The sequence below is a fragment of the Pseudomonas sp. EGD-AK9 genome, assembly GCF_000465935.2.
GTDB lineage: Bacteria > Pseudomonadota > Gammaproteobacteria > Pseudomonadales > Pseudomonadaceae > Aquipseudomonas.
In genome coordinates this window covers 1-20,386 of record NZ_AVOF01000340.1, presented here as the reverse complement: position 1 = coordinate 20,386, position 20,386 = coordinate 1, and the positions used below count along the sequence as shown (strand labels likewise).

Sequence of the window (20,386 nt, the reverse complement as noted above, 5' to 3'; positions counted from 1 at the left end):
TCTCGTGGCCCACGGCGCTGACGATGGGCGTCACGCAGGCGGCCACGGCGCGGGCCACGGCTTCCTCGTTGAAGCACCACAGGTCCTCCAGCGAGCCGCCGCCGCGGGCCAGGATCAGTGCGTCGAAGCCCTGCGCGTCGGCCAGCTGCAGGGCGCGGACGATCTGCGCGGTGGCCTCACGGCCCTGCACCGCGGTGGGAATCAGGTTCAGCTGCACCTGCGGCGCGCGGCGGCGGAACACGCTGATGATGTCGCGGATCACCGCGCCGGTGGGCGAGGTGACGATGCCGATACGCTTGGGATGGGCGGGCAGGGCGAGCTTGCGCTCGGTGGCGAACAGCCCTTCGGCGGACAGCTTTTCCTTGAGCGCTTCGAAGGCCAGGCGCAGGGCGCCGTCGCCGGCCGGCTCGACCGCATCGAGAATCAGCTGGTAGTCGCCGCGGCCCTCGAACAGCGAGACCTTGCCGCGTACCTTCACCGCCAGACCATCGCGCAGCGCCTGGCGTACCCGCGCGGCGTTCTGCCGGAACAGCGCGCAGCGCACCTGGGCCTGGCTATCTTTGAGGGTGAAGTAGATATGTCCGGAGGCCGGCCGCGCCAGGTTGGAGATTTCCCCCTCGACCCAGATGCTGGCGAACACGTCTTCCAGCAGCAGGCGGGCGCGGTTGTTCAGTTGGCTGACGCTGAGCACCTCGCGGTCGAGGTTCAGGCGGGCAAAGGGGTCGTTGATCATGGGGCGGCATGATAAAGGCTTTGGCGTCGCGGCCATAGTTGACCGCTGCACCACTACCGCTAAGCTGCGCGACTTTTCTTCATATGGAGCACGCTATGGGCGAGAACCAGGCCATCATCGTGCCGCAGATCTCCAGCCTTCCGGGCAACGAGGCGTTGGCCGCGCGCCTGCTGCGCTGGCTGGCGCAGCGCGAGATCGTCCAGGCGCATGTCAGCACCTGCGGGCGCAGCGGCAATCGCATGGCCTTCGCCATTGCCGCGGGTGCACGGCGGGTGGTCGAGCGCCCGGAGCTGCTGCCGTTCGGCCGGCCGATCAACGGCCTGGAGCTGGTGACCAAGCGCTGCATCTACACCCCGACCCAGGGCTTTCGCGAAGAAGCCGGCTGCCCCGCGTGCCGTCAGGAGATCGGCCCGCCGCTGTTCGACAGCCTGGAACGCTGGTGGCCGGGAGAGACCGACAACTTCGTCTGCCCCGAATGCGGCTTTGAGGACGATATCAACGGCTTCCTGTTCCTGCAGCCCTGCGGCTTCTCCGACCTGGGCCTGGTGTTCAACAACTGGGCGGACGCCGGCTTTCGCCAGGACTTTCTCGATGAACTGGCCGAGCGCATCGGCTTCGCCGTGCGCCTGGTGCGGGTCGACTGCTGAGGGCGGATTGGCCGAGGTCGGATAGGGCAGGGCGTCTGCCCACTGACCGGTCGGCCGTTTTCTGGCCGCACCTGCCACACTTTGCATTGAGCGGGCGGGGGTGGCTGGGTATAATGCCGCGCTTCTTATTTTCCCGCCCGGGAGCCCGCCATGCTGCGCATCAGCCAAGAAGCACTCACTTTCGACGACGTCCTGCTCATCCCCGGTTATTCCGAGGTGTTGCCCAAGGACGTCAGCCTGAAGACCCGCCTGACCCGCGGCATCGAACTGAATATCCCGCTGCTGTCCGCCGCCATGGACACCGTCACCGAGGCGCGCCTGGCCATCGCCATGGCTCAGGAAGGCGGTATCGGCATCATCCACAAGAACATGACCATCGAGCAGCAGGCTGCCGAAGTGCGCAAGGTCAAGAAGTTCGAGGCCGGCGTGGTCAAGGACCCGATCACCATCGAAGCCGACGCCACCGTGCGCGACCTGTTCGAGCTGACCCGGCAGAACAACATTTCCGGCGTGCCGGTGCTCTCCAACGGTGACCTGGTGGGCATCGTCACCTCCCGCGACGTGCGCTTCGAGAACCGCCTGGACGCCCTGGTGCGCGAGGTGATGACGCCGAAAGAGCGTCTGGTCACCGTCAAGGAAGGCGCCGCCAAGGAAACCGTGCGCGAGCTGCTGCACAAGCACCGCATCGAGAAGGTGCTGATCGTCGACGACGCCTTCACCCTCAAGGGCATGATGACCGTCAAGGACATCGAGAAGGCCAAGGCCTACCCGCTGGCGAGCAAGGACGACCAGGGTCGCCTGCGCGTCGGCGCCGCCGTCGGCACCGGGGCCGATACCGGCGACCGCGTCGCCGCGCTGGTCAACGCCGGCGTCGACGTGATCATCGTCGACACCGCCCACGGCCACTCCAAGGGCGTGATCGACCGCGTGCGCTGGGTCAAGCAGACCTTCCCGGAAGTCCAGGTGATCGGCGGCAATATCGCCACCGGCGATGCCGCCAAGGCCCTGGTCGAAGCCGGCGCCGACGGCGTCAAGGTCGGCATCGGCCCGGGCTCGATCTGCACCACCCGTATCGTCGCCGGCGTCGGCGTGCCGCAGATCAGTGCCGTGGCCAACGTCGCCGCCGCCCTGGCCGGTAGCGGCGTACCGCTGATCGCCGACGGCGGCATCCGCTTCTCCGGCGACCTGTCCAAGGCCATAGTCGCCGGCGCTTCCGCGGTGATGATCGGCTCCATGCTGGCCGGCACCGAAGAAGCCCCGGGCGAAGTCGAACTGTTCCAGGGCCGTTCCTACAAGGCCTACCGCGGCATGGGCTCGCTGGGCGCCATGGCGCAGGCGCAGGGTTCCTCGGATCGCTACTTCCAGGACTCCTCGGCCGGTGCCGAGAAACTGGTGCCGGAAGGTATCGAAGGCCGCGTGCCGTACAAGGGCGCCATGGCCGCCATCGTCCATCAGCTGATGGGCGGCCTGCGCGCCTCCATGGGCTACACCGGCTGCGCCACCATCGAAGAGATGCGCACCAAGCCGGAGTTCGTGCGCATCACCGGCGCCGGCATGGCCGAGTCGCACGTGCACGACGTGCAGATCACCAAGGAAGCCCCGAACTATCGGGTCGGTTGATTCGCCGCAATGCTATGAATAACGGGGCTGTTCGATCAGCCCCGTGTCATTTGTGAATACCTACGAGAGACGGCCATGGCCCACGACATTCACGCCCACCGCATCCTGATTCTGGACTTCGGTTCCCAGTACACCCAACTGATCGCCCGCCGCGTGCGCGAGATCGGCGTCTATTGCGAACTGCACCCCTGGGACATGAGCGACGAGGACATCCGCGCCTTCGCCCCGCGCGGCATCATCCTCGCCGGCGGCCCGGAGTCGGTGCACGAGGAGGGTAGCCCGCGCGCGCCGCAAGCCGTGTTCGACCTCGGCGTGCCGTTGCTGGGCATCTGTTACGGCATGCAGACCATGGCCGAGCAGCTCGGCGGCAAGGTGGAAGGTTCCGACCTGCGCGAGTTCGGCTACGCCCGCGTCGACGTGGTCGGCAAGAGCCAGCTGCTCGAAGGCATCGAGGACCATGTCGACGCCGACGGCGTGCTCGGCCTCGACGTGTGGATGAGCCACGGCGACAAGGTCACCCGCATGCCCGAGGGCTTCCATATCCTCGCCAGCACCCCGAGCTGCCCGATCGCCGCCATGAGCGACGACGCCCGCCACTACTACGGCGTGCAGTTCCACCCGGAAGTGACCCACACCAAGCAGGGCGGCCGCATCCTCTCGCGCTTCGTCCTGGAGATCAGTGGCTGCGAGGCCCTGTGGACCCCGGCCAATATCGTCGACGACGCCGTTGCCGCGGTGCGCGCCCAGGTCGGCGACGCCAACGTGCTGCTCGGCCTGTCCGGCGGCGTCGACTCCTCGGTGGTCGCCGCCTTGCTGCACAAGGCCATCGGCGACCAGCTGACCTGCGTGTTTGTCGACAACGGCCTGCTGCGTCTGCACGAAGGCGAGCAGGTGATGGCCATGTTCGCCGAGAACATGGGGGTCAAGGTGATTCGCGCCAACGCGGAGGAACAGTTCCTCAACAACCTGGCCGGCGAAGCCGACCCGGAGAAGAAGCGCAAGATCATCGGCCGCACCTTCATCGACGTGTTCGATGCCGAGGCCAGCAAGCTTCCCAACATCCAGTTCCTCGCCCAGGGCACCATCTACCCGGACGTGATCGAGTCGGCCGGTGCCAAGAGCGGCAAGGCCCACGTGATCAAGAGCCACCACAACGTCGGCGGCCTGCCGGAGGAGATGAACCTCAAGCTGGTCGAGCCGCTGCGTGAGCTGTTCAAGGACGAGGTGCGCAAGATCGGCCTGGAGCTGGGCCTGCCCTACGACATGGTCTACCGCCACCCCTTCCCGGGCCCGGGCCTGGGCGTGCGCATCCTCGGCGAAGTGAAGAAGGAATACGCCGACCTGCTGCGCCGCGCCGACCACATCTTCATCGAAGAGCTACGCAAGGCCGACTGGTACCACAAGACCAGCCAGGCCTTCGTGGTGTTCCAGCCGGTGAAATCGGTCGGCGTCGTCGGCGACGGTCGTCGCTACGCCTGGGTCGTCGCCCTGCGCGCCGTGGAAACCGTGGACTTCATGACCGCTCGCTGGGCGCACCTGCCCTACGAACTGCTGGAAACCGTCAGCGGCCGCATCATCAACGAAATCGAAGGCATCTCTCGCGTCACCTACGATGTGTCGAGCAAGCCGCCTGCCACCATCGAGTGGGAGTGAGTTTTCCCCACCTTTTTATTGTGCTCGTATATTGCCTGAAGCTATTTTCCTAATGTCGGGCATGATCTGAAGTGGAAAGGACTGGGAAGTCAGGATATGAGCGTTGTATCTTCGAAAGTCGACTATCTGGCTAGCTCAAGGCGGCACATTCAAGATGCCTACCTGTTACACAGCCGTGGGCGTTTGGCCAATGCTGGGCAGCTTTTTGGTTTCAGCGTCGAATGTGGTCTGAAGGCTGTGCTGGTTGGCTATGGGGTGACAACAGATACAGATGGGAATATTCCTAGGCCGACTGGATATCGAGAACACCTGCCGAAGCTCGGACAGTTGATAACTGGGTTGACGGTTTTTCCGGATGGACGTTCGGCTAGCTTCTTGCTCAGCCGCTTACCAAGTCTTGGCGATATGCATGATTGGAGTGTGGATCATCGATATTGGCGAGTCTCGGCAATTCCACTTGGTGCATCGTTGGGTAATTGGGAGTTGGCAGCTCTTGAGGTCGATGCCTTTCTCGATGAAGCCATAAGTCAGGGGATCATCTAATGAAGTCAATCAAGTTTAATGATGCACTTCGTTTGGCTGCGGAGGCGGCTAAAGATGTTCAGTTGCCTCCGCAGTGGCCGGTGCGCCTGGTTCGGGATATTTATGGGCGTTTGTGTTTTGCGGTGGACGCCCATCGTTCCTATGTGGCCGATATGGAGGAGGATGAAGAGTCTAGGTCTACTCCCGTCGAGCAGAGATACCCAATGGAAGCTCATCAGCGACTCCTAGACGCAGCCTTAGGTCTTGGGCGCTACGCCGCTTCAAGGCAGGTGCTATTTCGTGATGATTTTTCTGCGCCCGATAAATTGTTTAACAACCCGGATTGGCACGAAATTGTCCTGCCGCGGTATATAGATACTGAGGGTGTTGAGCATCCCGAGTTGGTCATTCAGTTGCTTGATCGTCAAATTATTGGTCAGGACTGGCTACGTACTAATGAAGTAAGTGATTCTCCCCATCCTCCGCGCATAGTTTTTTATGGCCTCAAGGGCGGTGTCGGTCGTTCGACTGCTCTTGCCATGCTGGCTTATCGTCTTGCGCGGGATGGTAAGCGCGTGCTGCTAATCGATTTCGATCTGGAGTCTCCGGGGTTGTCTGGGTTGTTGTTGCCTGCGGAGCGTGTGGCCGCGAGCGGGCTGGTCGACTGGTTTTTGGAAGATGCCGTTGGGCAGGGCGAGGTCGTGCTTGGCGATCTGCTTTCCGATAGCCCGCTGGCGGACGATGCACCGGGAAGTATCAGAGTTGCGGCGGCTATGGGTAATGACGAGCAGTCCTATCTGAGTAAGCTGGCCCGAGTTTACGCCGAGGTTCCCTCCGCAACTGGTTCTCAGAATTTCGCACAGCGGATGACTCGCCTTGTTGAGCTTCTTGAGCAGCGGGAAAAACCGGATGTCGTGTTGATTGACAGTCGCGCAGGTTTGCACGATGTGGCCGCAGTAGCAATTTCTAGGTTAGCTACAGTTGCATTGCTGTTTGCCACGGACTCTGAGCAGAGTTGGCAAGGCTATGCCCAGCTTTTCAAGAATTGGCACCAGTACCCTGCTGTGCTGCGTAATGTACGAGGGCGCCTTGCCATAGTGCAGGCCCTTTTTCCCGAAAGTGATCAAGCGCAGCGTGCAGAACGATTTGTGCAGAAGGCGTTTGACCTGTTTTCGGAGCATCTGTACGACCAGATTGAGCCTGGAGATGAGAGCGATGGTGATGCCTTCAGCTTCGCTCCCGATGCAGAGGATGCTCCGCATTTTCCATTCCGCATACGATGGAATGCTCGTTTTCAGGAGTTTCAGCCGCTTTTAAGCCGGGACGCGGGTGGGATGGATGATACGGATGTTGAATTAGCATTCGGTCCGTTCTTCGAGAAAGTAATTGACTCAATACCGGAGCTGAAGTGATGGCGGATATGTCGGTTTTGCGTAGAGCTTTTATCGAGTCATTGCCTTCAGTGGATCATGCAGGCTCCGATCCGGATCGAGAGCCGGCCTTTACCTACGTGCCGCCGAGTCATGCCAAGGCTCTAGATCCGGACGTCAGTGTTGTCGAAGGTATTCGAGGTGCAGGCAAGAGCTTCTGGTGGGCTCAACTTGCCTCGGAAGAGCATCGTAGTGCCATTGTTAAGGCTTTTCCTGAAATTCGTCTCGAGTCCGGTGTTCGAGTAACCCAGGCTTTTGGTGCGCAACTCTCCTCGGCGGACTCACCGAGCGAGGGCGTTTTAACGGCGCTGATTGCCCAGTATCCGGCCAGAGCAATCTGGAAGGCTGTGCTGGCGCAGAAGGCTGGGTTTTGTGAGGGGTTTCCTCGGGACGGGGAGTGGGCGGAAAAGGTCCGTTGGGTGGCGGAGAGCCCGGAAGCATTTGATCGAATGCTCCAGCGGATTGATCTGGGGCTAGATGCCAAGGGAGAAACCTTGGTGGTGCTATTCGATGCGCTTGATCGTCTGGCAGAGGACTGGCAGCACATTCGCCCGTTAGCCAAAGGCCTATTGCAGGTCGCCTTAGAGTTACGATCAACTAGGCGCATCCGTTTCAAGTTATTTATGCGCCCTGATATGCTGCAGGACAAGGAAATTATTCAATTTCCTGATGCTTCTAAGCTTTTGGCGCGCAAGGCTGGATTGGCGTGGAGGCGGGCAGACTTGTATGCATTGCTATTTCAATGTCTTGCCAATTCACCAACTGGTGGCCCAGGTTTTCGCGCCTTGTGCCATGAGGAGTCGAGCGTGGAGTGGAGAAGCACTGACAGCACTTGGCAACTTCCACCTGCCCTGCGTTCAGATGAAAAACTCCAAGAACAAATTTTTGCCCGAATGGCAGGAACAGCTATGGCTTCGGGACCGAGCGGCTATAAGCGAGGCAAACCTTACACATGGCTGGTTAACCATTTGCAAGATGGCCTCGATCAGGTGAGTCCACGTAGCTTTAGTTCTGCCTTGCGTTATGCGGCAGAGGAGACACGAGAGGACTCGGTGTTGGTGTTGGACTACAAGGCTATTCAAGCAGGTGTTCGGGAGGCTTCAAAGATTCGGGTTAACGAGCTTGTGAGTGAGGATTACCCTTGGGTTGATTTGGTTATGCAGCCGTTGCGAGGTCGCTTGGTTGTGCCTTGCACGGCCCAAGATATTGAACGCCTATGGGGTGAGGACGGAACTCTTTCTGGGCTCCAGGCTCGCCTTCAGAGGGTTCCTGACAAGGTTAAGCTTCCCCCGCCCAGTGTCGAGCCAGATGCGGTTCTCGCCGAGCTTGAGTCCCTTGGACTGTTACAGCGGGTAGGTGGGCAGCGTATTCAAATGCCCGATGTGTATCGTCTGGCCTTTGGGTTGGGACGGCGAGGTGGCGTAAGGCCGTTGAAATAAGCCTGCTTTTGACGAAGTCAAGATGATAGGGGCAGCGCAAGCTGCCCTTGTCGTTTTTGTCGGCCGCTGCGGCAACCTGTCTCGTATCCGGGGTCGTCAGCCAGGTCTTGGAAATGAGAAGATGTCGCAACTTATAGCCCGGATGCCAGCCGGGTGCGGCCTTCCCGGATTGCCGCCGGGCCACGGATACGACCATGACCTTTTCCCGCAGACAAATTCTCGCCGGCCTCGGCGGCGTCAGCCTGCTCGCCCTCGGCGGTGCCGGTTACTGGTTGCGCCGCAGCCAGAGCGCCAGCCACGACTACGAGTTGATCGCCGCGCCGCTGGATATCGAGCTGGTACCCGGGCACCAGACGCCGGCCTGGGCCTATGGCGGCCAGGCGCCGGGGCTGGAGTTGCGCGCACGCCAGGGCGACTGGCTGCGGGTGCGCTTCATCAACCAGTTGGCGGAGGCCACCACCATTCACTGGCACGGCATTCGTCTGCCGCTGGAGATGGACGGCGTGCCCTATCTCTCGCAGTTGCCGGTGCTACCGGGGGAGTATTTCGACTATGTGTTCCGCGTGCCAGATGCCGGCAGCTTCTGGTATCACCCGCATAGCGCCAGCGGCGAGCAGCTGGGGCGCGGTCTGGTCGGCCCGCTGATCGTCGAGGAGCGTCAGCCCACCGGCTTTCGCCATGAGCGCACGCTGAGCCTGAAGAGCTGGCACGTGGACGGGCAGGGCGCCTTCACCGCCTTCAGCGTGCCGCGCGAGGCGGCGCGCGGCGGCACGCCCGGCGTGCTGAGCACGGTCAACGGCGTGCATGCGCCGACTGTGGAGCTGCCGGCCGGCCAGGTGGTGCGCCTGCGTCTGCTCAACCTGGACAACACCCTGACCTATCGCCTCAACCTGCCGGGCGGCGAGGCGCGCATCTACGCGCTGGACGGCAATCCGGTGACGCCGCGGCCGCTGGGCAAGGAGTATTGGCTGGGGCCGGGCATGCGTATCGAGCTGGGCCTCAGGGTGCCGCCGGCCGGCCAGGCGTTGTCGCTGCGCAACGGCCCGCTGCGTCTGGCTACCCTGAGTTCGGTGGCGTCCAGCGAGCCGGCCGGTGACTGGCCGGCGGCGCTGCCGGCCAACCCGGTGGCCGAGCCGGACCTGGCCAGTGCCGAGACCCTGCGCTTCAACTTCGAGTGGGCCGGCGCCGTCTCGGTCGGCCTAGAGCAGGGCGCCGCGCACAGTTTCTGGCAGATCAACGGCCAGGCCTGGGATATCGCCGACAAGAACTGCTACGAGCGGCCCATTGCCACCCTGCAGCGCGGCCGGAGCTATATCCTCGAGTTGCGCAACCTCAGCCAGTACCAGCACCCCATTCATCTGCACGGCATGACCTTCAAGGTGCTGGGCTCCAACCGCCGACGCATCGCGGAGCCCTGGTTCACCGATACCTATCTGCTGGGCAGGAACGAGACCGCCAGGGTGGCGCTGGTGGCCGATAATCCCGGGGTGTGGATGTTCCACTGCCACGTCATCGACCATATGGAAACTGGGCTGATGGCGGCGATCGAAGTGGTGTAGGGTGGGCGCCGTTTTGGCAGTCGCAAGCTTGATGGGTGGAAACCGCCGCGCGGTTTTCCGCCCTACGGATTGATTCAATGAAAAGACCGCAGATCATCGACCGCTCGCGCGACGAGCATTTCATGCGTGAGGCGCTGGCCCAGGCACGCCTGGGCGCGGAGCAGGGCGAGGTGCCGGTGGGCGCGGTACTGGTGCAGGCGGGCGAGATCGTCGGTCGCGGCTTCAACTGTCCGATCTCGCGCAGTGACCCCAGCGCCCATGCCGAGATGGTGGCGATCCGCGCAGCGGCCGAGTCCGCGCAGAACTACCGCCTGCCCGGCAGCACCCTGTACGTGACCCTGGAGCCCTGCAGCATGTGCGCCGGGCTGATCGTGCATGCGCGCATCGCCCGCGTGGTCTACGCCGCCAGCGAGCCGCGGGCCGGGGTGGCGATCAGCCAGGGCCAGTTCTTCGAGCAGGGCTTTCTCAATCACCGGGTGCTGGTGGAGGGGGGGCTGCTGGCGGAGGAGAGCGGGGCGTTGCTGAAGGCGTTTTTCAAGGTTCGGCGCGGCTGAATCAGAGCGGCGGGGTCTCTTCGCTGGGCTGGCGCTTGTCGATGCCCGGTAGGTGCACGCCGCGTTCGGCCACCTGGGTGCCTTCCAGCTGCGGCTGGGTCACCCAGGTGAGAATGTCGTAGTAGCGGCGGATGTTGCGCACGAAATGCACTGGCTCGCCGCCGCGGGCGTAGCCGTAACGGGTCTTGCTGTACCACTGCTTCTGCGCCAGGCGCGGCAGGATCTTCTGCACGTCGGCCCACTTGTTGGGGTTCAGTCCCTCGGCCTCGGTGAGCTTGCGCGCATCCTCCAGGTGGCCGCCGCCGACGTTGTAGGCGGCCAGGGCGAACCAGGTGCGATCCGGCTCCTCGATGCCTTCCGGCAACTGCTCGTAGACCTGGACGAAGTAGCGTGCACCGCCATCGATGCTCTGCTTGGGATCGAGGCGATTGGACACGCCGACCGACTGCGCGGTGCGCTGGGTCAGCATCATCAGCCCGCGCACGCCGGTCTTGGAGGTGGCGTTGGGTTGCCACAGCGATTCCTGATAGCCCATGGCGGCTAGCAGGCGCCAGTCCACCTGGTTGGCGCGGGCGGCCTGGCGGAACATCTGTTCGTACCGCGGCAGGCGCTTTTGCAGGTGCTGGGCGAAGGTGTAGGCGCCGACGTAGCCGAGCACGTCGACATGGCCGTAGTAGCGCTCCTTCAGGCGTTGCAGGGTGCCGTTGGCCTCGGCCCGCTCGAGGAAGGCGTTGGCCTCCTGCAACAGGCTGTCGTCCTCGCCGGGCGCCACCGCCCAGCGCATATGGTTGGCATCGCCGAGGTCGAAGGCGACGCGCACGTTGGGGAAGTACACCTGGTTCATCGCCAGCTCATTGGAGTCGACCAGGGTCAGGTCGATCTGGCCCTCGTCGACCATGCGCAGCAGGTCGACCACTTCCACCGCGTCGGATTCCTCGAAGGCCAGCTCCGGCACCTCCAGCTTGAGGGCGGCCAGCTGTTCGGCGTGGCTGCTGCCGGCCAGCACCAGGATGCGCTTGCCGACCAGGTCGGCGGCCTTGGTCGGGCGTGGCTGGCCCTGGCGGTAGACGACCTGCGGGGTGACTTCCAGATAGGGAATGGAGAAGCGCGCCTGGCTTTGCCGCGCCGGCGTTTCCACCAGGCCGGCGGCGGCCAGCACCGGACCGTTGGGGCGGCCGAGGCTGGCGAACAGGCTGCCGAGGTTGTCAGCGGTTTCCACCTTCAGCTCCAGGCCCAGATCGGTGGCGAAGCGCTTGGCCAGCTCGTATTCGAAGCCGGTATCGCCGTTGCGGTCCTGGAAATAGGTGGCCGGGCTGTTGCGGGTGATCACGCGCAGCTCACCCTCCGCCTTCACCTGCTCGAGTACGCTGGGCTTGAGTTCTTCGCCACAGCCGCCGAGCATCAGGAGGATTCCAATCGCCAACAGCCCTGTGGCGCAACGCATGCGTATCGCAGGTCGTGCAAACATCGGCGCAGTATACGCAAAGCGCTGGCGGCGCCATATCTCGACAGCGGCGCGCTTCTCTGCTAGCGCGCATCCGTCTTGAAAGCGCCAGGCCACGGGTGCCGCGGGCGGCGCTTTAGGCTAGAATGCACGGCCTCTAGCACTCCCCCTTCCCAGAGGCTGTTCCGACGATGTTGATTCTGCGCGGCGCTCCCGCCCTTTCCGCTTTCCGCCATGGCAAATTGCTCGAGCAACTGACCAGCAAGGTGCCGGCCGTGACCGGGCTGTACGCCGAGTTCGCGCATTTCGCCGACGTCACCGGCGTGCTCAACGCCGACGAGGAACAGGTGCTCGCCCGTCTGCTCAAGTACGGCCCCAGCGTGCCGGTGCAGGAGCCCCGCGGCAAGCTGTTCCTGACCATCCCGCGCTTCGGCACCATCTCGCCCTGGTCGAGCAAGGCCAGCGACATCGCCCGTAATTGCGGTCTGGCCAAGATCCAGCGCCTGGAGCGCGGCATCGCCTATTACGTGGCCGGCGAGCTGAGCGAGGCCGACAGCGCCGCCGTCGCCGCCTTGCTGCACGACCGCATGACCCAGCTGGTATTGAACGCCCTGGAAGACGCCGCGGCGCTGTTCAGCCATGCCCAGCCCAAGCCGCTGACCGCGGTGGACATCCTCGGCGGCGGCCGCGCTGCGCTGGAGCAGGCCAACCAGGATCTGGGCCTGGCCCTGGCCGAGGACGAGATCGACTACCTGGTCAAGAGCTTCACCGAGCTGGGGCGCAACCCGCACGACATCGAGCTGATGATGTTCGCCCAGGCCAACTCCGAGCACTGCCGGCACAAGATCTTCAACGCCAGCTGGGACATCGACGGCCAGGCTCAGGACAAGTCGCTGTTCGGCATGATCAAGAACACCTACGAGATGAACCGTGAAGGCGTACTCAGCGCCTACAAGGACAACGCCTCGGTGATCGAAGGTTTCACCGCCGGGCGTTTCTTCCCCAACCCGGAGACTCGCGAGTACGGCGCCAGCGTCGAGCCGGTGCATATCCTGATGAAGGTGGAAACCCACAACCACCCGACCGCCATCGCACCGTTCCCGGGCGCTTCCACCGGCTCCGGCGGCGAGATCCGCGACGAGGGCGCCACCGGTCGCGGCGCCAAGCCCAAGGCCGGCCTGACCGGTTTCTCGGTCTCCAACCTGAACATCCCCGGTTTTGAGCAGCCCTGGGAGAAGCCCTACGGCAAGCCCGAGCGCATCGTCACCGCGCTGGACATCATGATCGAGGGCCCGCTGGGCGGCGCCGCGTTCAACAACGAGTTCGGTCGCCCGGCGCTCAACGGCTACTTCCGCACCTTCGAGCAGGCCGTGCAGAGCCCGCGCGGCGAGGAAGTGCGCGGCTACCACAAGCCGATCATGCTCGCCGGCGGCCTCGGCAACATCCGCGAAGACCATGTGCAGAAAGGTGAAATCAGCGTCGGCGCCAAGCTGATCGTGCTCGGCGGCCCGGCCATGCTGATCGGCCTGGGCGGCGGCGCCGCCTCGTCGATGGCCACCGGCGCCAGCTCGGCCGACCTGGACTTCGCCTCGGTGCAGCGTGAGAACCCGGAAATGGAACGCCGCTGCCAGGAGGTCATCGACCGCTGCTGGCAGCTGGGCGAGGCCAACCCGATCAAGTTCATCCATGACGTCGGCGCCGGCGGCATCTCCAACGCCCTGCCGGAGCTGATCAACGACGGCGGCCGCGGCGGTCGCTTCGAGCTGCGCAAGGTGCCCAACGACGAGCCGGGTATGAGCCCGCTGGAAATCTGGTGCAACGAATCCCAGGAGCGCTACGTGATGTCGGTCGACGCGGCCGACTTCGAGCGCTTCAAGGCCATCTGCGAACGCGAGCGCTGCCCCTTCGCCGTGGTCGGCGAGGCCATTGCCGAACCGCAGCTGACCGTGACCGACAGCCACTTCGGCAACACGCCGGTGGACATGCCGCTGGAAGTGCTGCTCGGCAAGCCGCCGCGCATGCACCGCAGCGTCGCCCGCGAAGCCGAGCAGGGCGATGATTTTGACGCCGCCGGCGTGGCGATCGACGAAGCGCTGGAGCGCGTGCTGCGTCACCCGGCCGTGGCCAGCAAGAGCTTTTTGATCACCATCGGCGACCGCAGCATCACCGGCCTGGTGGCCCGCGACCAGATGGTCGGCCCCTGGCAGGTGCCGGTGGCCGACTGCGCCGTGACCGCCACCAGCTTCGACGTCTATACCGGCGAAGCCATGGCCATGGGCGAGCGCACCCCGCTGGCGCTGCTCGATGCGCCTGCGTCGGGCCGTATGGCCGTCGGTGAGACCATCACCAACCTGGCCGCGGCGCGTATCGGCAAGCTGTCCGACATCAAGCTGTCGGCCAACTGGATGGCCGCTGCCGGCCACCCGGGCGAAGACGCCCGCCTGTACGACACCGTCAAAGCCGTGGGCATGGAGCTGTGCCCGCAGCTTGGCATCACCATCCCGGTGGGCAAGGACTCCATGTCCATGAAGACCCGCTGGCAGGAAGAGGGCGTCGACAAGAGCGTGACCGCGCCGCTGTCGCTGGTCATTTCCGGCTTCGCCCCGGTGCAGGACATTCGCAAGACCCTGACCCCGCAACTGCGCATGGACAAGGGCGAGACCGATCTGATCCTGATCGACCTCGGCCGCGGCCAGAACCGCATGGGCGCCTCGATCCTGGCGCAGGTCTACGCGCAGATCGGCCAGCAGGTACCGGACCTCGACGACGCCGAGGACCTCAAGGCCTTCTTTGCCGTGATCCAGGGCCTCAACGCCGACGGCCACCTGCTGGCCTACCACGACCGTTCCGATGGCGGCCTGCTGACCACCGTGTTGGAAATGGCCTTTGCCGGCCACTGCGGCCTGTCGCTGAACCTCGACGCGCTGGCCGACGCCAGCGCCGAGCTGCCGGCCGTGCTGTTCAACGAAGAGCTGGGGGCGGTGATCCAGGTGCGCCAGGACGCCACTCCGGAAGTGCTGGCGCAGTTCAGCGCCGCCGGTCTGGGTGACTGCGTGGCGGTGATCGGTCAGGCGGTGAACAACGGCGAAATCGGCATCAGCTTCAACGGCGAGCCGGTGTTCGCCGGCGAGCGTCGCCTGCTGCAGCGTCAGTGGGCCGAGACCAGCTACCGCATCCAGCGCCTGCGCGACAACGCCCAGGGCGCCGATCAGGAGTTCGACCTGCTGCTGGAAGAGGACAACCCCGGTCTGTCGGTCAAGCTCGGCTTCGACGTCAACCAGGACGTGGCCGCGCCCTATATAAAGAAGGGCGTACGGCCGCAGGTGGCGATCCTCCGCGAGCAGGGCGTCAACGGTCAGGTGGAGATGGCCGCGGCATTCGACCGCGCCGGCTTCGCCGCCGTCGACGTGCATATGAGCGACATCCTCGCCGGCCGCGTCAGCCTGGAAGAGTTCAAGGGGCTGGTCGCCTGCGGCGGCTTCTCCTACGGCGACGTGCTCGGCGCCGGCGAGGGCTGGGCCAAGTCGGTGCTGTTCAACGCCCGCGCCCGCGATGCCTTCCAGGGCTTCTTCGAGCGGCGCGACAGCTTCGCCCTCGGCGTGTGCAACGGCTGCCAGATGATGAGCAACCTGCACGAGCTGATCCCCGGCACCGAGTTCTGGCCGCACTTCGTGCGCAACCGCTCCGAGCAGTTCGAGGCGCGCGTGGCCATGGTGCAGATCCAGGAATCGGCGTCGATCTTCCTGCAGGGCATGGCCGGCTCGCGTCTGCCGATCGCCATCGCCCACGGCGAAGGCCATGCCGAGTTCGAGAGCGAGGAGGCGCTGCTGGAAGCCGATCTGTCCGGCACCGTGGCCCTGCGCTATGTCGACAACCACGGCAAGGTCACCGAGAGCTACCCGGCCAACCCCAACGGTTCGCCGCGCGGCATCACCGGCCTGACCAGTCGTGACGGCCGTGTGACCATCATGATGCCGCACCCGGAGCGGGTGTTCCGCGCTGTGCAGAACTCCTGGCGCCCGGACGAGTGGCAGGAAGACGGCGGCTGGATGCGCATGTTCCGCAACGCCCGCGTCTGGGTGAACTAAAAGCGGTCGCGCAGCGGCCTTCCGCTGACCCTCTCCCGCATGCGGGGGAGGGTTTGCAAATCCCCTCGCCGGATGCAATCCGGGGAAGCACGTGCAATCCCTCCCGGATTTCATCCGGGCTACACCGGCAGGCCCCCCCATGGCCGACGATGCTCCACCCATCCTTCCCGAAGTCCGCCTGGTTCGTCCGGGGGATTGCCTGCGCCTCTGCCGCTGCGGAGCTTCCTCGGCCTTGCCCGACTGCAACCGCACCTGCGCCGAGGCGTTGCGGCTGACCGCCGAGCGCGAACAGCGTCTGCTGCTCTGCCGCTGCGGCCGTTCGGCCGATCTACCCTATTGCGATGGCAGCCACAGTCCGCCGGCGCCCGGTCTGGGCGACAAGTGGCGGCGCTTTATCGGCAAGGCCTGAGGCCGCGGAACGCCTGCCCGGGCGGCGAGTCGAAACTAACGAACGAGCTGGCGGATGCGGAATTTCCGAGGTGGTTCTCAGTATTGCGCTGAGGCAAAATGCCATCATTTCAGCATCATGGCTTGTCTGTTGTTCGGTTGCCCCATCTGCGGAGAACTTGATGTACAAACTGTGTTTTTACGTGCCGGAAAGCCATCTGGAGCCGGTGAAGAAGGCGGTGTTCGCCGCCGGCGGCGGCCGCATCGGCCGCTACGACAGCTGCTGCTGGCAGGCGCTCGGCCAGGGCCAGTTCCGTGCGCTGGAGGGCAGCCAGCCGTTTCTCGGCCAGATCGGCGGCGTCGAGCAGGTGGCGGAGTGGAAGGTCGAGCTGGTGGTGGCCGACGAGCTGATCCACGACGCGGTCAAGGCGCTCAAGCAGGCCCATCCCTACGAGACGCCGGCGTTCGATGTCTGGCGCCTGTCGGACCTGCAGTTCTAGGCGGTGTGGTGCGGAGATAGCGTTCATGCGGTGCGCACGGCCTGGGCGGCCCCGCGACACCCTAGGGGCGGATCTCGATCAGCGTGCCGTCCTTGACCAGCTCCCACACCTCGCGCATGTCGTCGTTCTTCATGGCGATGCAGCCTTCGGTCCAGTCCAGGGTATGGAAGAACCACTCGGGGTATTCCTCGTCCAGCGGCGTGCCGTGGATCATGATCATGCCGCCCGGCGGCACGCCGGCCTGGCTCGCGTTGGCCAGGTCGCGGGCGTTGGGGTAGGAGATGTGCAGCGATAGCTGGTACTTGTCGCTGGCCTTGCGCCAGTCGATCCAGTAGAAGCCTTCCGGCGTGCGCAGGTCGCCTTCGCGCTGCTTGGCGCCGTTGGGCTGCTTGCCGAGGGAGATGCGGTAGGACTTGATGGTCTCGCCGCGTCGCTGCAGGTGCAGCTGGCGTTCGGATTTGAGCACCAGCACCTTGTCCACCTGGCGCGTGGCGTCGATGGGGGTGGCGTTGGCCTGCACGTTCAGGCTGAGGGTCAGGCACAACAGGGGCAACAGCCAGCGCATCGGAATACTTCTCGGCAAGGGGTCAACGGGGTCGGTAATGAGCGCGCAGGGCTTCCAGCGGCTCGTTGCGCACCGGAAACAGGTTCTGCCGGCGGTCGGCGAAGAAACATTCTAAGGTACGGCCTATGGTCGGGAAAGCCAGCTCCGACCAGGGGATTTCCGCTTCGGCGAACAGGCGCACCTCGAGGCTTTCCTCGCCCACGGCAAAATCCAGGTCGACCAGCTCGGCGCGAAACAGCATGTACACCTGGCTGATATGCGGCAGGTCGAACAGGGTGTAGAGATTGAGGTCGCGCACCCGCGCGCAGGCCTCCTCCAGGGTTTCCCTTGCCGCCGCCTGCTCGATGGTTTCGCCGTTTTCCATGAAGCCGGCCGGCAGGGTCCAGTAGCCGCGGCGCGGTTCGATGGCGCGGCGGCACAGCAGCACCTGCTCGCCCCACACCGGCAGGCAGCCGGCAACGATGCGCGGGTTCTCGTAGTGCACCGTATGGCAGTGGTTGCACACGTGGCGCAGGCGGTTGTCGCCGGCGGGGATCGCCCGGGTCAGCGGCTGGCCGCATTGGCTGCAATATTTCATGGCTTGTCCTCGGCCTGTTGGGACTATCTTGGCGCGCCGGCGGCATGGCCGGCAAGCCCGCCAACTCGGCCGCCTTGCCCTGTCTTCGGGCTTGGGCGCGGCGGCGCTTTCATGCCATGATGCCGGGCATAACAATCCCCGAGTGTGCCCATGCTGGACGAGTTGCTCCATCGCGTGCGCGGTCATCGGCCGCGCCCCCTGGAGACCGAGCGCAGCTTCCCCGAGGCGGCGGTGCTGGTCCCCATCACCCGCAGTGACGAACCCGAACTGGTGCTGACCCTGCGCGCCAGCGGGTTGTCGACCCACAGTGGCGAGGTGGCCTTCCCCGGCGGTCGGCGCGACCCGGAGGATCGCGACCTGGTGCATACCGCCCTGCGCGAAGCCGAGGAGGAAATCGGCCTGCCGCCGGGGCTGGTCGAGGTGATAGGACCGCTCAGCAGCCTGGTGTCACGCCACGGCATCCAGGTCACCCCCTATGTCGGCCTGGTGCCAGACTATGTGGAGTACAAGGCCAACGATGCCGAGATCGCCTCGGTGTTCTCGGTGCCGCTGGCGTTCTTCCGCGATGACCCGCGCGAATTGACCCACCGTATCGACTACCTCGGGCACAGCTGGTACGTGCCGTCCTACACCTATGGCGAGTACCGCATCTGGGGCCTGACCGCGATCATGGTGGTGGAGCTGGTCAATCTGCTGTACGACGACGCGCAGATCGCCCTGCACCAGCCGCCCGAACACTTCATTCATCTGCGTTGAACCCGTCGAGGAAAACCGAGCCATGAAATACCGCCTGGGAAGCTCCCGTGTCGAAGCCCACCCCGACAGCTGGGTCGCGCCGAGCGCCGACCTGATCGGCAAGGTGCGCCTGGAGGCCGGTGCCAGCGTCTGGTTCGGCGCCGTGCTGCGCGGCGACAACGAACTGATCCATATCGGCGAGCACAGCAACGTGCAGGACGGTAGCGTGCTGCACACCGACATGGGCTTCCCGCTGACCCTGGGCAAGGGCGTCACCGTGGGGCACAAGGTGATGATGCATGGCTGCACGGTGGACGATTACAGCCTGATCGGCATCAACGCGGTGATCCTCAACGGCGCGAAGATCGGTAAGTACTGCATCATCGGCGCCAACAGCCTGATCCCCGAAGGCAAGGTGATTCCCGATGGCAGCCTGGTCATGGGCAGCCCCGGCAAGGTGGTGCGCGAACTGACCGAGCAGCAGAAGAAGATGCTCGAGGCCAGCGCCGCCCATTACGTGCACAACGCCCAGCGCTATGCCCGCGAACTGGTGCCTGACGGTGAGTGATGTGGAAAAGCCGGTGCGCTCGCCCTGCTTGCAGGTCTGCGCGCTGGACGAGCAGGACGTCTGCATCGGTTGCCAGCGCACGGCTGACGAAATCACCCGCTGGGGCCGCATGGACAACGCCGAGCGGCGTGCGGTGTTGCAACTCTGTCTGCAGCGTGCCCGCGCCTCCGGTCATCTGCTGATGCCTTCCTGATTCTCTGTTCGAGGAGCCCTTCATGCCCCGTATTGGAACCCCCCTGTCGCCTTCCGCGACCCGCGTGCTGCTGTGCGGCTGCGGCGAGCTCGGCAAGGAAGTGGTGATCGAGCTGCAGCGCCTGGGCTGCGAGGTGATAGGCGTGGACCGCTATGCCAACGCCCCGGCCATGCAGGTGGCGCACCGCAGCCACGTGATCGACATGCTCGACGGCGCCGCCCTGCGTGCGGTGATCGAGGCCGAGCAGCCGCATTTCATCGTGCCCGAGATCGAGGCCATCGCCACCGCCACTCTGGTCGAGCTGGAGGCCGAGGGCTTCAACGTGGTGCCCACCGCACGCGCCGCACAGCTGACCATGAACCGCGAAGGCATTCGTCGCCTGGCCGCCGAGGAGCTGGGCTTGCCCACTTCGCCCTACCATTTCGCCGACACCTTCGAGGGCTACGCCGCGGCGGTGAAATCCGTCGGTTACCCCTGCGTGGTCAAGCCGATCATGAGCTCCTCCGGCAAGGGCCAGAGCGTGCTGAAGAGCGACGCCGACCTGCAGCGCGCCTGGGACTATGCCCAGGAAGGCGGGCGCGCCGGCAAGGGCAGGGTCATCGTGGAAGGGTTTATCGACTTCGACTACGAGATCACCCTGCTCACCGTGCGCCACGCCGGCGGCACCAGCTTCTGCGCGCCGATTGGCCACCGTCAGGAGAATGGCGACTATCAGGAGTCCTGGCAGCCGCAGCCGATGAGCGCGCAGGCGCAGGCCGAGTCCGAGCGCGTGGCGCTGGCGGTGACCGAGGCGCTCGGTGGTCGCGGGCTGTTCGGCGTCGAACTGTTCGTCAAGGGCGACCAGGTGTGGTTCAGCGAGGTGTCGCCGCGCCCGCACGACACCGGCCTGGTCACCCTGATATCCCAGGAACTGTCCGAGTTCGCCCTGCACGCGCGGGCCATTCTCGGCCTGCCGATTCCGGCGATCCGCCAGATGGGCCCGTCGGCGTCGGCGGTGATTCTGGTCGAAGGCGACTCGCGGCAGGCCAGTTTCGCCAATCTGGGCGCGGCGCTGAGCGAGGCGGACACCGCGCTGCGTCTGTTCGGCAAGCCCGAGGTCAAGGGTCAGCGGCGCATGGGCGTGGCCCTGGCGCGCGACGAGTCGATCGAGGCGGCGCGGGCCAAGGCGCTGC

19 protein-coding genes are annotated in these 20,386 nt (G+C 64.8%); 15 read left to right on the top strand and 4 right to left on the bottom strand.

Going from position 1 to position 20,386, the window contains the following annotated elements:
- Positions 1-733: exodeoxyribonuclease VII large subunit (gene xseA, locus N878_RS15620; RefSeq protein WP_021444552.1), on the bottom strand; the 733-nt coding region annotated here is incomplete at its 3' end.
- 95 nt (positions 734-828) lie between these two features.
- On the opposite strand from xseA, the gene N878_RS15615 reads away from it, so the two are divergent.
- The 8 genes from N878_RS15615 (at position 829) to tadA (ending at position 10,157) form a co-directional block, all read left to right on the top strand.
- Entirely contained in the window at positions 829-1,380 is a 552-nt protein-coding gene (locus N878_RS15615; RefSeq protein ID WP_021444551.1) for a hypothetical protein, read from the top strand.
- A gap of 150 nt (positions 1,381-1,530) precedes the next feature.
- Entirely contained in the window at positions 1,531-3,000 is a 1,470-nt protein-coding gene (gene guaB, locus N878_RS15610; protein ID WP_021444550.1) for an IMP dehydrogenase, read from the top strand.
- A gap of 75 nt (positions 3,001-3,075) precedes the next feature.
- Positions 3,076-4,653 carry a glutamine-hydrolyzing GMP synthase gene (gene guaA / locus N878_RS15605; protein WP_021444549.1) on the top strand — a complete coding sequence of 526 codons (1,578 nt, stop codon included), beginning with the start codon at positions 3,076-3,078 and terminating at the stop codon, positions 4,651-4,653.
- A 96-nt stretch (positions 4,654-4,749) separates the two neighbouring features.
- Positions 4,750-5,196, top strand: coding sequence for a hypothetical protein (locus N878_RS28435; RefSeq protein ID WP_156350886.1), 447 nt, complete (start codon positions 4,750-4,752; stop codon positions 5,194-5,196).
- Positions 5,196-6,587 (top strand): AAA family ATPase, encoded by a 1,392-nt coding sequence (locus N878_RS26880; RefSeq protein WP_082457857.1) that lies wholly within the window; start codon positions 5,196-5,198, stop codon positions 6,585-6,587. The genes N878_RS28435 and N878_RS26880 overlap by 1 nt, the downstream gene beginning before the upstream one ends.
- Positions 6,587-8,044, top strand: a complete 1,458-nt coding sequence (locus N878_RS28430) for a hypothetical protein (protein WP_156350885.1) — start codon at positions 6,587-6,589, stop codon at positions 8,042-8,044. The genes N878_RS26880 and N878_RS28430 overlap by 1 nt, the downstream gene beginning before the upstream one ends.
- 194 nt (positions 8,045-8,238) lie before the next feature.
- Positions 8,239-9,603: a multicopper oxidase family protein gene (locus tag N878_RS15590; RefSeq protein ID WP_021444546.1), complete on the top strand. Its 1,365-nt coding sequence runs from the start codon at positions 8,239-8,241 to the stop codon at positions 9,601-9,603.
- A gap of 77 nt (positions 9,604-9,680) precedes the next feature.
- Positions 9,681-10,157, top strand: coding sequence for a tRNA adenosine(34) deaminase TadA (gene tadA, locus N878_RS15585; RefSeq protein WP_021444545.1), 477 nt, complete (start codon positions 9,681-9,683; stop codon positions 10,155-10,157).
- Between the two features lies 1 nt (position 10,158).
- Here tadA and mltF read toward each other — a convergent pair whose 3' ends face one another.
- Complete coding sequence (mltF, locus tag N878_RS15580) at positions 10,159-11,625, bottom strand: membrane-bound lytic murein transglycosylase MltF (protein ID WP_031303260.1); 1,467 nt, start codon at positions 11,623-11,625, stop codon at positions 10,159-10,161.
- 167 nt (positions 11,626-11,792) lie between these two features.
- On the opposite strand from mltF, the gene purL reads away from it, so the two are divergent.
- The 3 genes from purL (at position 11,793) to N878_RS15565 (ending at position 16,576) form a co-directional block, all read left to right on the top strand.
- Positions 11,793-15,689 (top strand): phosphoribosylformylglycinamidine synthase, encoded by a 3,897-nt coding sequence (purL, locus tag N878_RS15575; protein ID WP_021444543.1) that lies wholly within the window; start codon positions 11,793-11,795, stop codon positions 15,687-15,689.
- 139 nt (positions 15,690-15,828) lie between these two features.
- The gene (locus tag N878_RS15570; RefSeq protein ID WP_031303259.1) at positions 15,829-16,098 is read left to right on the top strand and encodes a CDGSH iron-sulfur domain-containing protein; all 270 of its coding nucleotides are present in this window, start codon (positions 15,829-15,831) and stop codon (positions 16,096-16,098) included.
- 160 nt (positions 16,099-16,258) lie between these two features.
- Entirely contained in the window at positions 16,259-16,576 is a 318-nt protein-coding gene (locus N878_RS15565) for a YqfO family protein (RefSeq protein WP_021444541.1), read from the top strand.
- Between the two features lie 61 nt (positions 16,577-16,637).
- Here the strand turns inward: N878_RS15565 and N878_RS15560 are convergent, their stop codons facing one another.
- Together N878_RS15560 and N878_RS15555 are read right to left on the bottom strand one after the other, a co-directional pair.
- Complete coding sequence (locus N878_RS15560) at positions 16,638-17,141, bottom strand: murein L,D-transpeptidase family protein (RefSeq protein WP_021444540.1); 504 nt, start codon at positions 17,139-17,141, stop codon at positions 16,638-16,640.
- Positions 17,142-17,163: 22 nt separating this feature from the next.
- A complete protein-coding gene (locus N878_RS15555) occupies positions 17,164-17,718 on the bottom strand; it encodes an NUDIX hydrolase (RefSeq protein WP_021444539.1) in 555 nt (184 codons plus the stop codon).
- A gap of 150 nt (positions 17,719-17,868) precedes the next feature.
- On the opposite strand from N878_RS15555, the gene N878_RS15550 reads away from it, so the two are divergent.
- The 4 genes from N878_RS15550 to purT all read left to right on the top strand — a co-directional run.
- Complete coding sequence (locus tag N878_RS15550; RefSeq protein ID WP_021444538.1) at positions 17,869-18,474, top strand: CoA pyrophosphatase; 606 nt, start codon at positions 17,869-17,871, stop codon at positions 18,472-18,474.
- A gap of 22 nt (positions 18,475-18,496) precedes the next feature.
- Positions 18,497-19,021, top strand: coding sequence for a gamma carbonic anhydrase family protein (locus tag N878_RS15545; protein ID WP_021444537.1), 525 nt, complete (start codon positions 18,497-18,499; stop codon positions 19,019-19,021).
- Positions 19,014-19,214, top strand: coding sequence for a DUF1289 domain-containing protein (locus N878_RS15540; protein ID WP_031303258.1), 201 nt, complete (start codon positions 19,014-19,016; stop codon positions 19,212-19,214). Before N878_RS15545 ends, N878_RS15540 begins: the two co-directional genes overlap by 8 nt.
- A gap of 22 nt (positions 19,215-19,236) precedes the next feature.
- Positions 19,237-20,386 (top strand): formate-dependent phosphoribosylglycinamide formyltransferase (gene purT, locus N878_RS15535; RefSeq protein WP_036988012.1); only part of this gene is annotated, 1,150 nt, incomplete at its 3' end.

Excerpts from the sequence above, each read along its gene's own strand:
- N878_RS15615 (WP_021444551.1), top strand. The coding sequence starts at position 829 with ATGGGCGAGAACCAGGCCATCATCGTGCCGCAGATCTCCAGCCTTCCG.
- guaB (WP_021444550.1), top strand. The coding sequence starts at position 1,531 with ATGCTGCGCATCAGCCAAGAAGCACTCACTTTCGACGACGTCCTGCTC.
- guaA (WP_021444549.1), top strand. The coding sequence starts at position 3,076 with ATGGCCCACGACATTCACGCCCACCGCATCCTGATTCTGGACTTCGGT.
- N878_RS28435 (WP_156350886.1), top strand. The coding sequence starts at position 4,750 with ATGAGCGTTGTATCTTCGAAAGTCGACTATCTGGCTAGCTCAAGGCGG.
- N878_RS26880 (WP_082457857.1), top strand. The coding sequence starts at position 5,196 with ATGAAGTCAATCAAGTTTAATGATGCACTTCGTTTGGCTGCGGAGGCG.
- N878_RS28430 (WP_156350885.1), top strand. The coding sequence starts at position 6,587 with ATGGCGGATATGTCGGTTTTGCGTAGAGCTTTTATCGAGTCATTGCCT.
- N878_RS15590 (WP_021444546.1), top strand. The coding sequence starts at position 8,239 with ATGACCTTTTCCCGCAGACAAATTCTCGCCGGCCTCGGCGGCGTCAGC.
- tadA (WP_021444545.1), top strand. The coding sequence starts at position 9,681 with ATGAAAAGACCGCAGATCATCGACCGCTCGCGCGACGAGCATTTCATG.
- mltF (WP_031303260.1), bottom strand. The coding sequence starts at position 11,625 with ATGTTTGCACGACCTGCGATACGCATGCGTTGCGCCACAGGGCTGTTG.
- purL (WP_021444543.1), top strand. The coding sequence starts at position 11,793 with ATGTTGATTCTGCGCGGCGCTCCCGCCCTTTCCGCTTTCCGCCATGGC.
- N878_RS15570 (WP_031303259.1), top strand. The coding sequence starts at position 15,829 with ATGGCCGACGATGCTCCACCCATCCTTCCCGAAGTCCGCCTGGTTCGT.
- N878_RS15565 (WP_021444541.1), top strand. The coding sequence starts at position 16,259 with ATGTACAAACTGTGTTTTTACGTGCCGGAAAGCCATCTGGAGCCGGTG.
- N878_RS15560 (WP_021444540.1), bottom strand. The coding sequence starts at position 17,141 with ATGCGCTGGCTGTTGCCCCTGTTGTGCCTGACCCTCAGCCTGAACGTG.
- N878_RS15555 (WP_021444539.1), bottom strand. The coding sequence starts at position 17,718 with ATGAAATATTGCAGCCAATGCGGCCAGCCGCTGACCCGGGCGATCCCC.
- N878_RS15550 (WP_021444538.1), top strand. The coding sequence starts at position 17,869 with ATGCTGGACGAGTTGCTCCATCGCGTGCGCGGTCATCGGCCGCGCCCC.
- N878_RS15545 (WP_021444537.1), top strand. The coding sequence starts at position 18,497 with ATGAAATACCGCCTGGGAAGCTCCCGTGTCGAAGCCCACCCCGACAGC.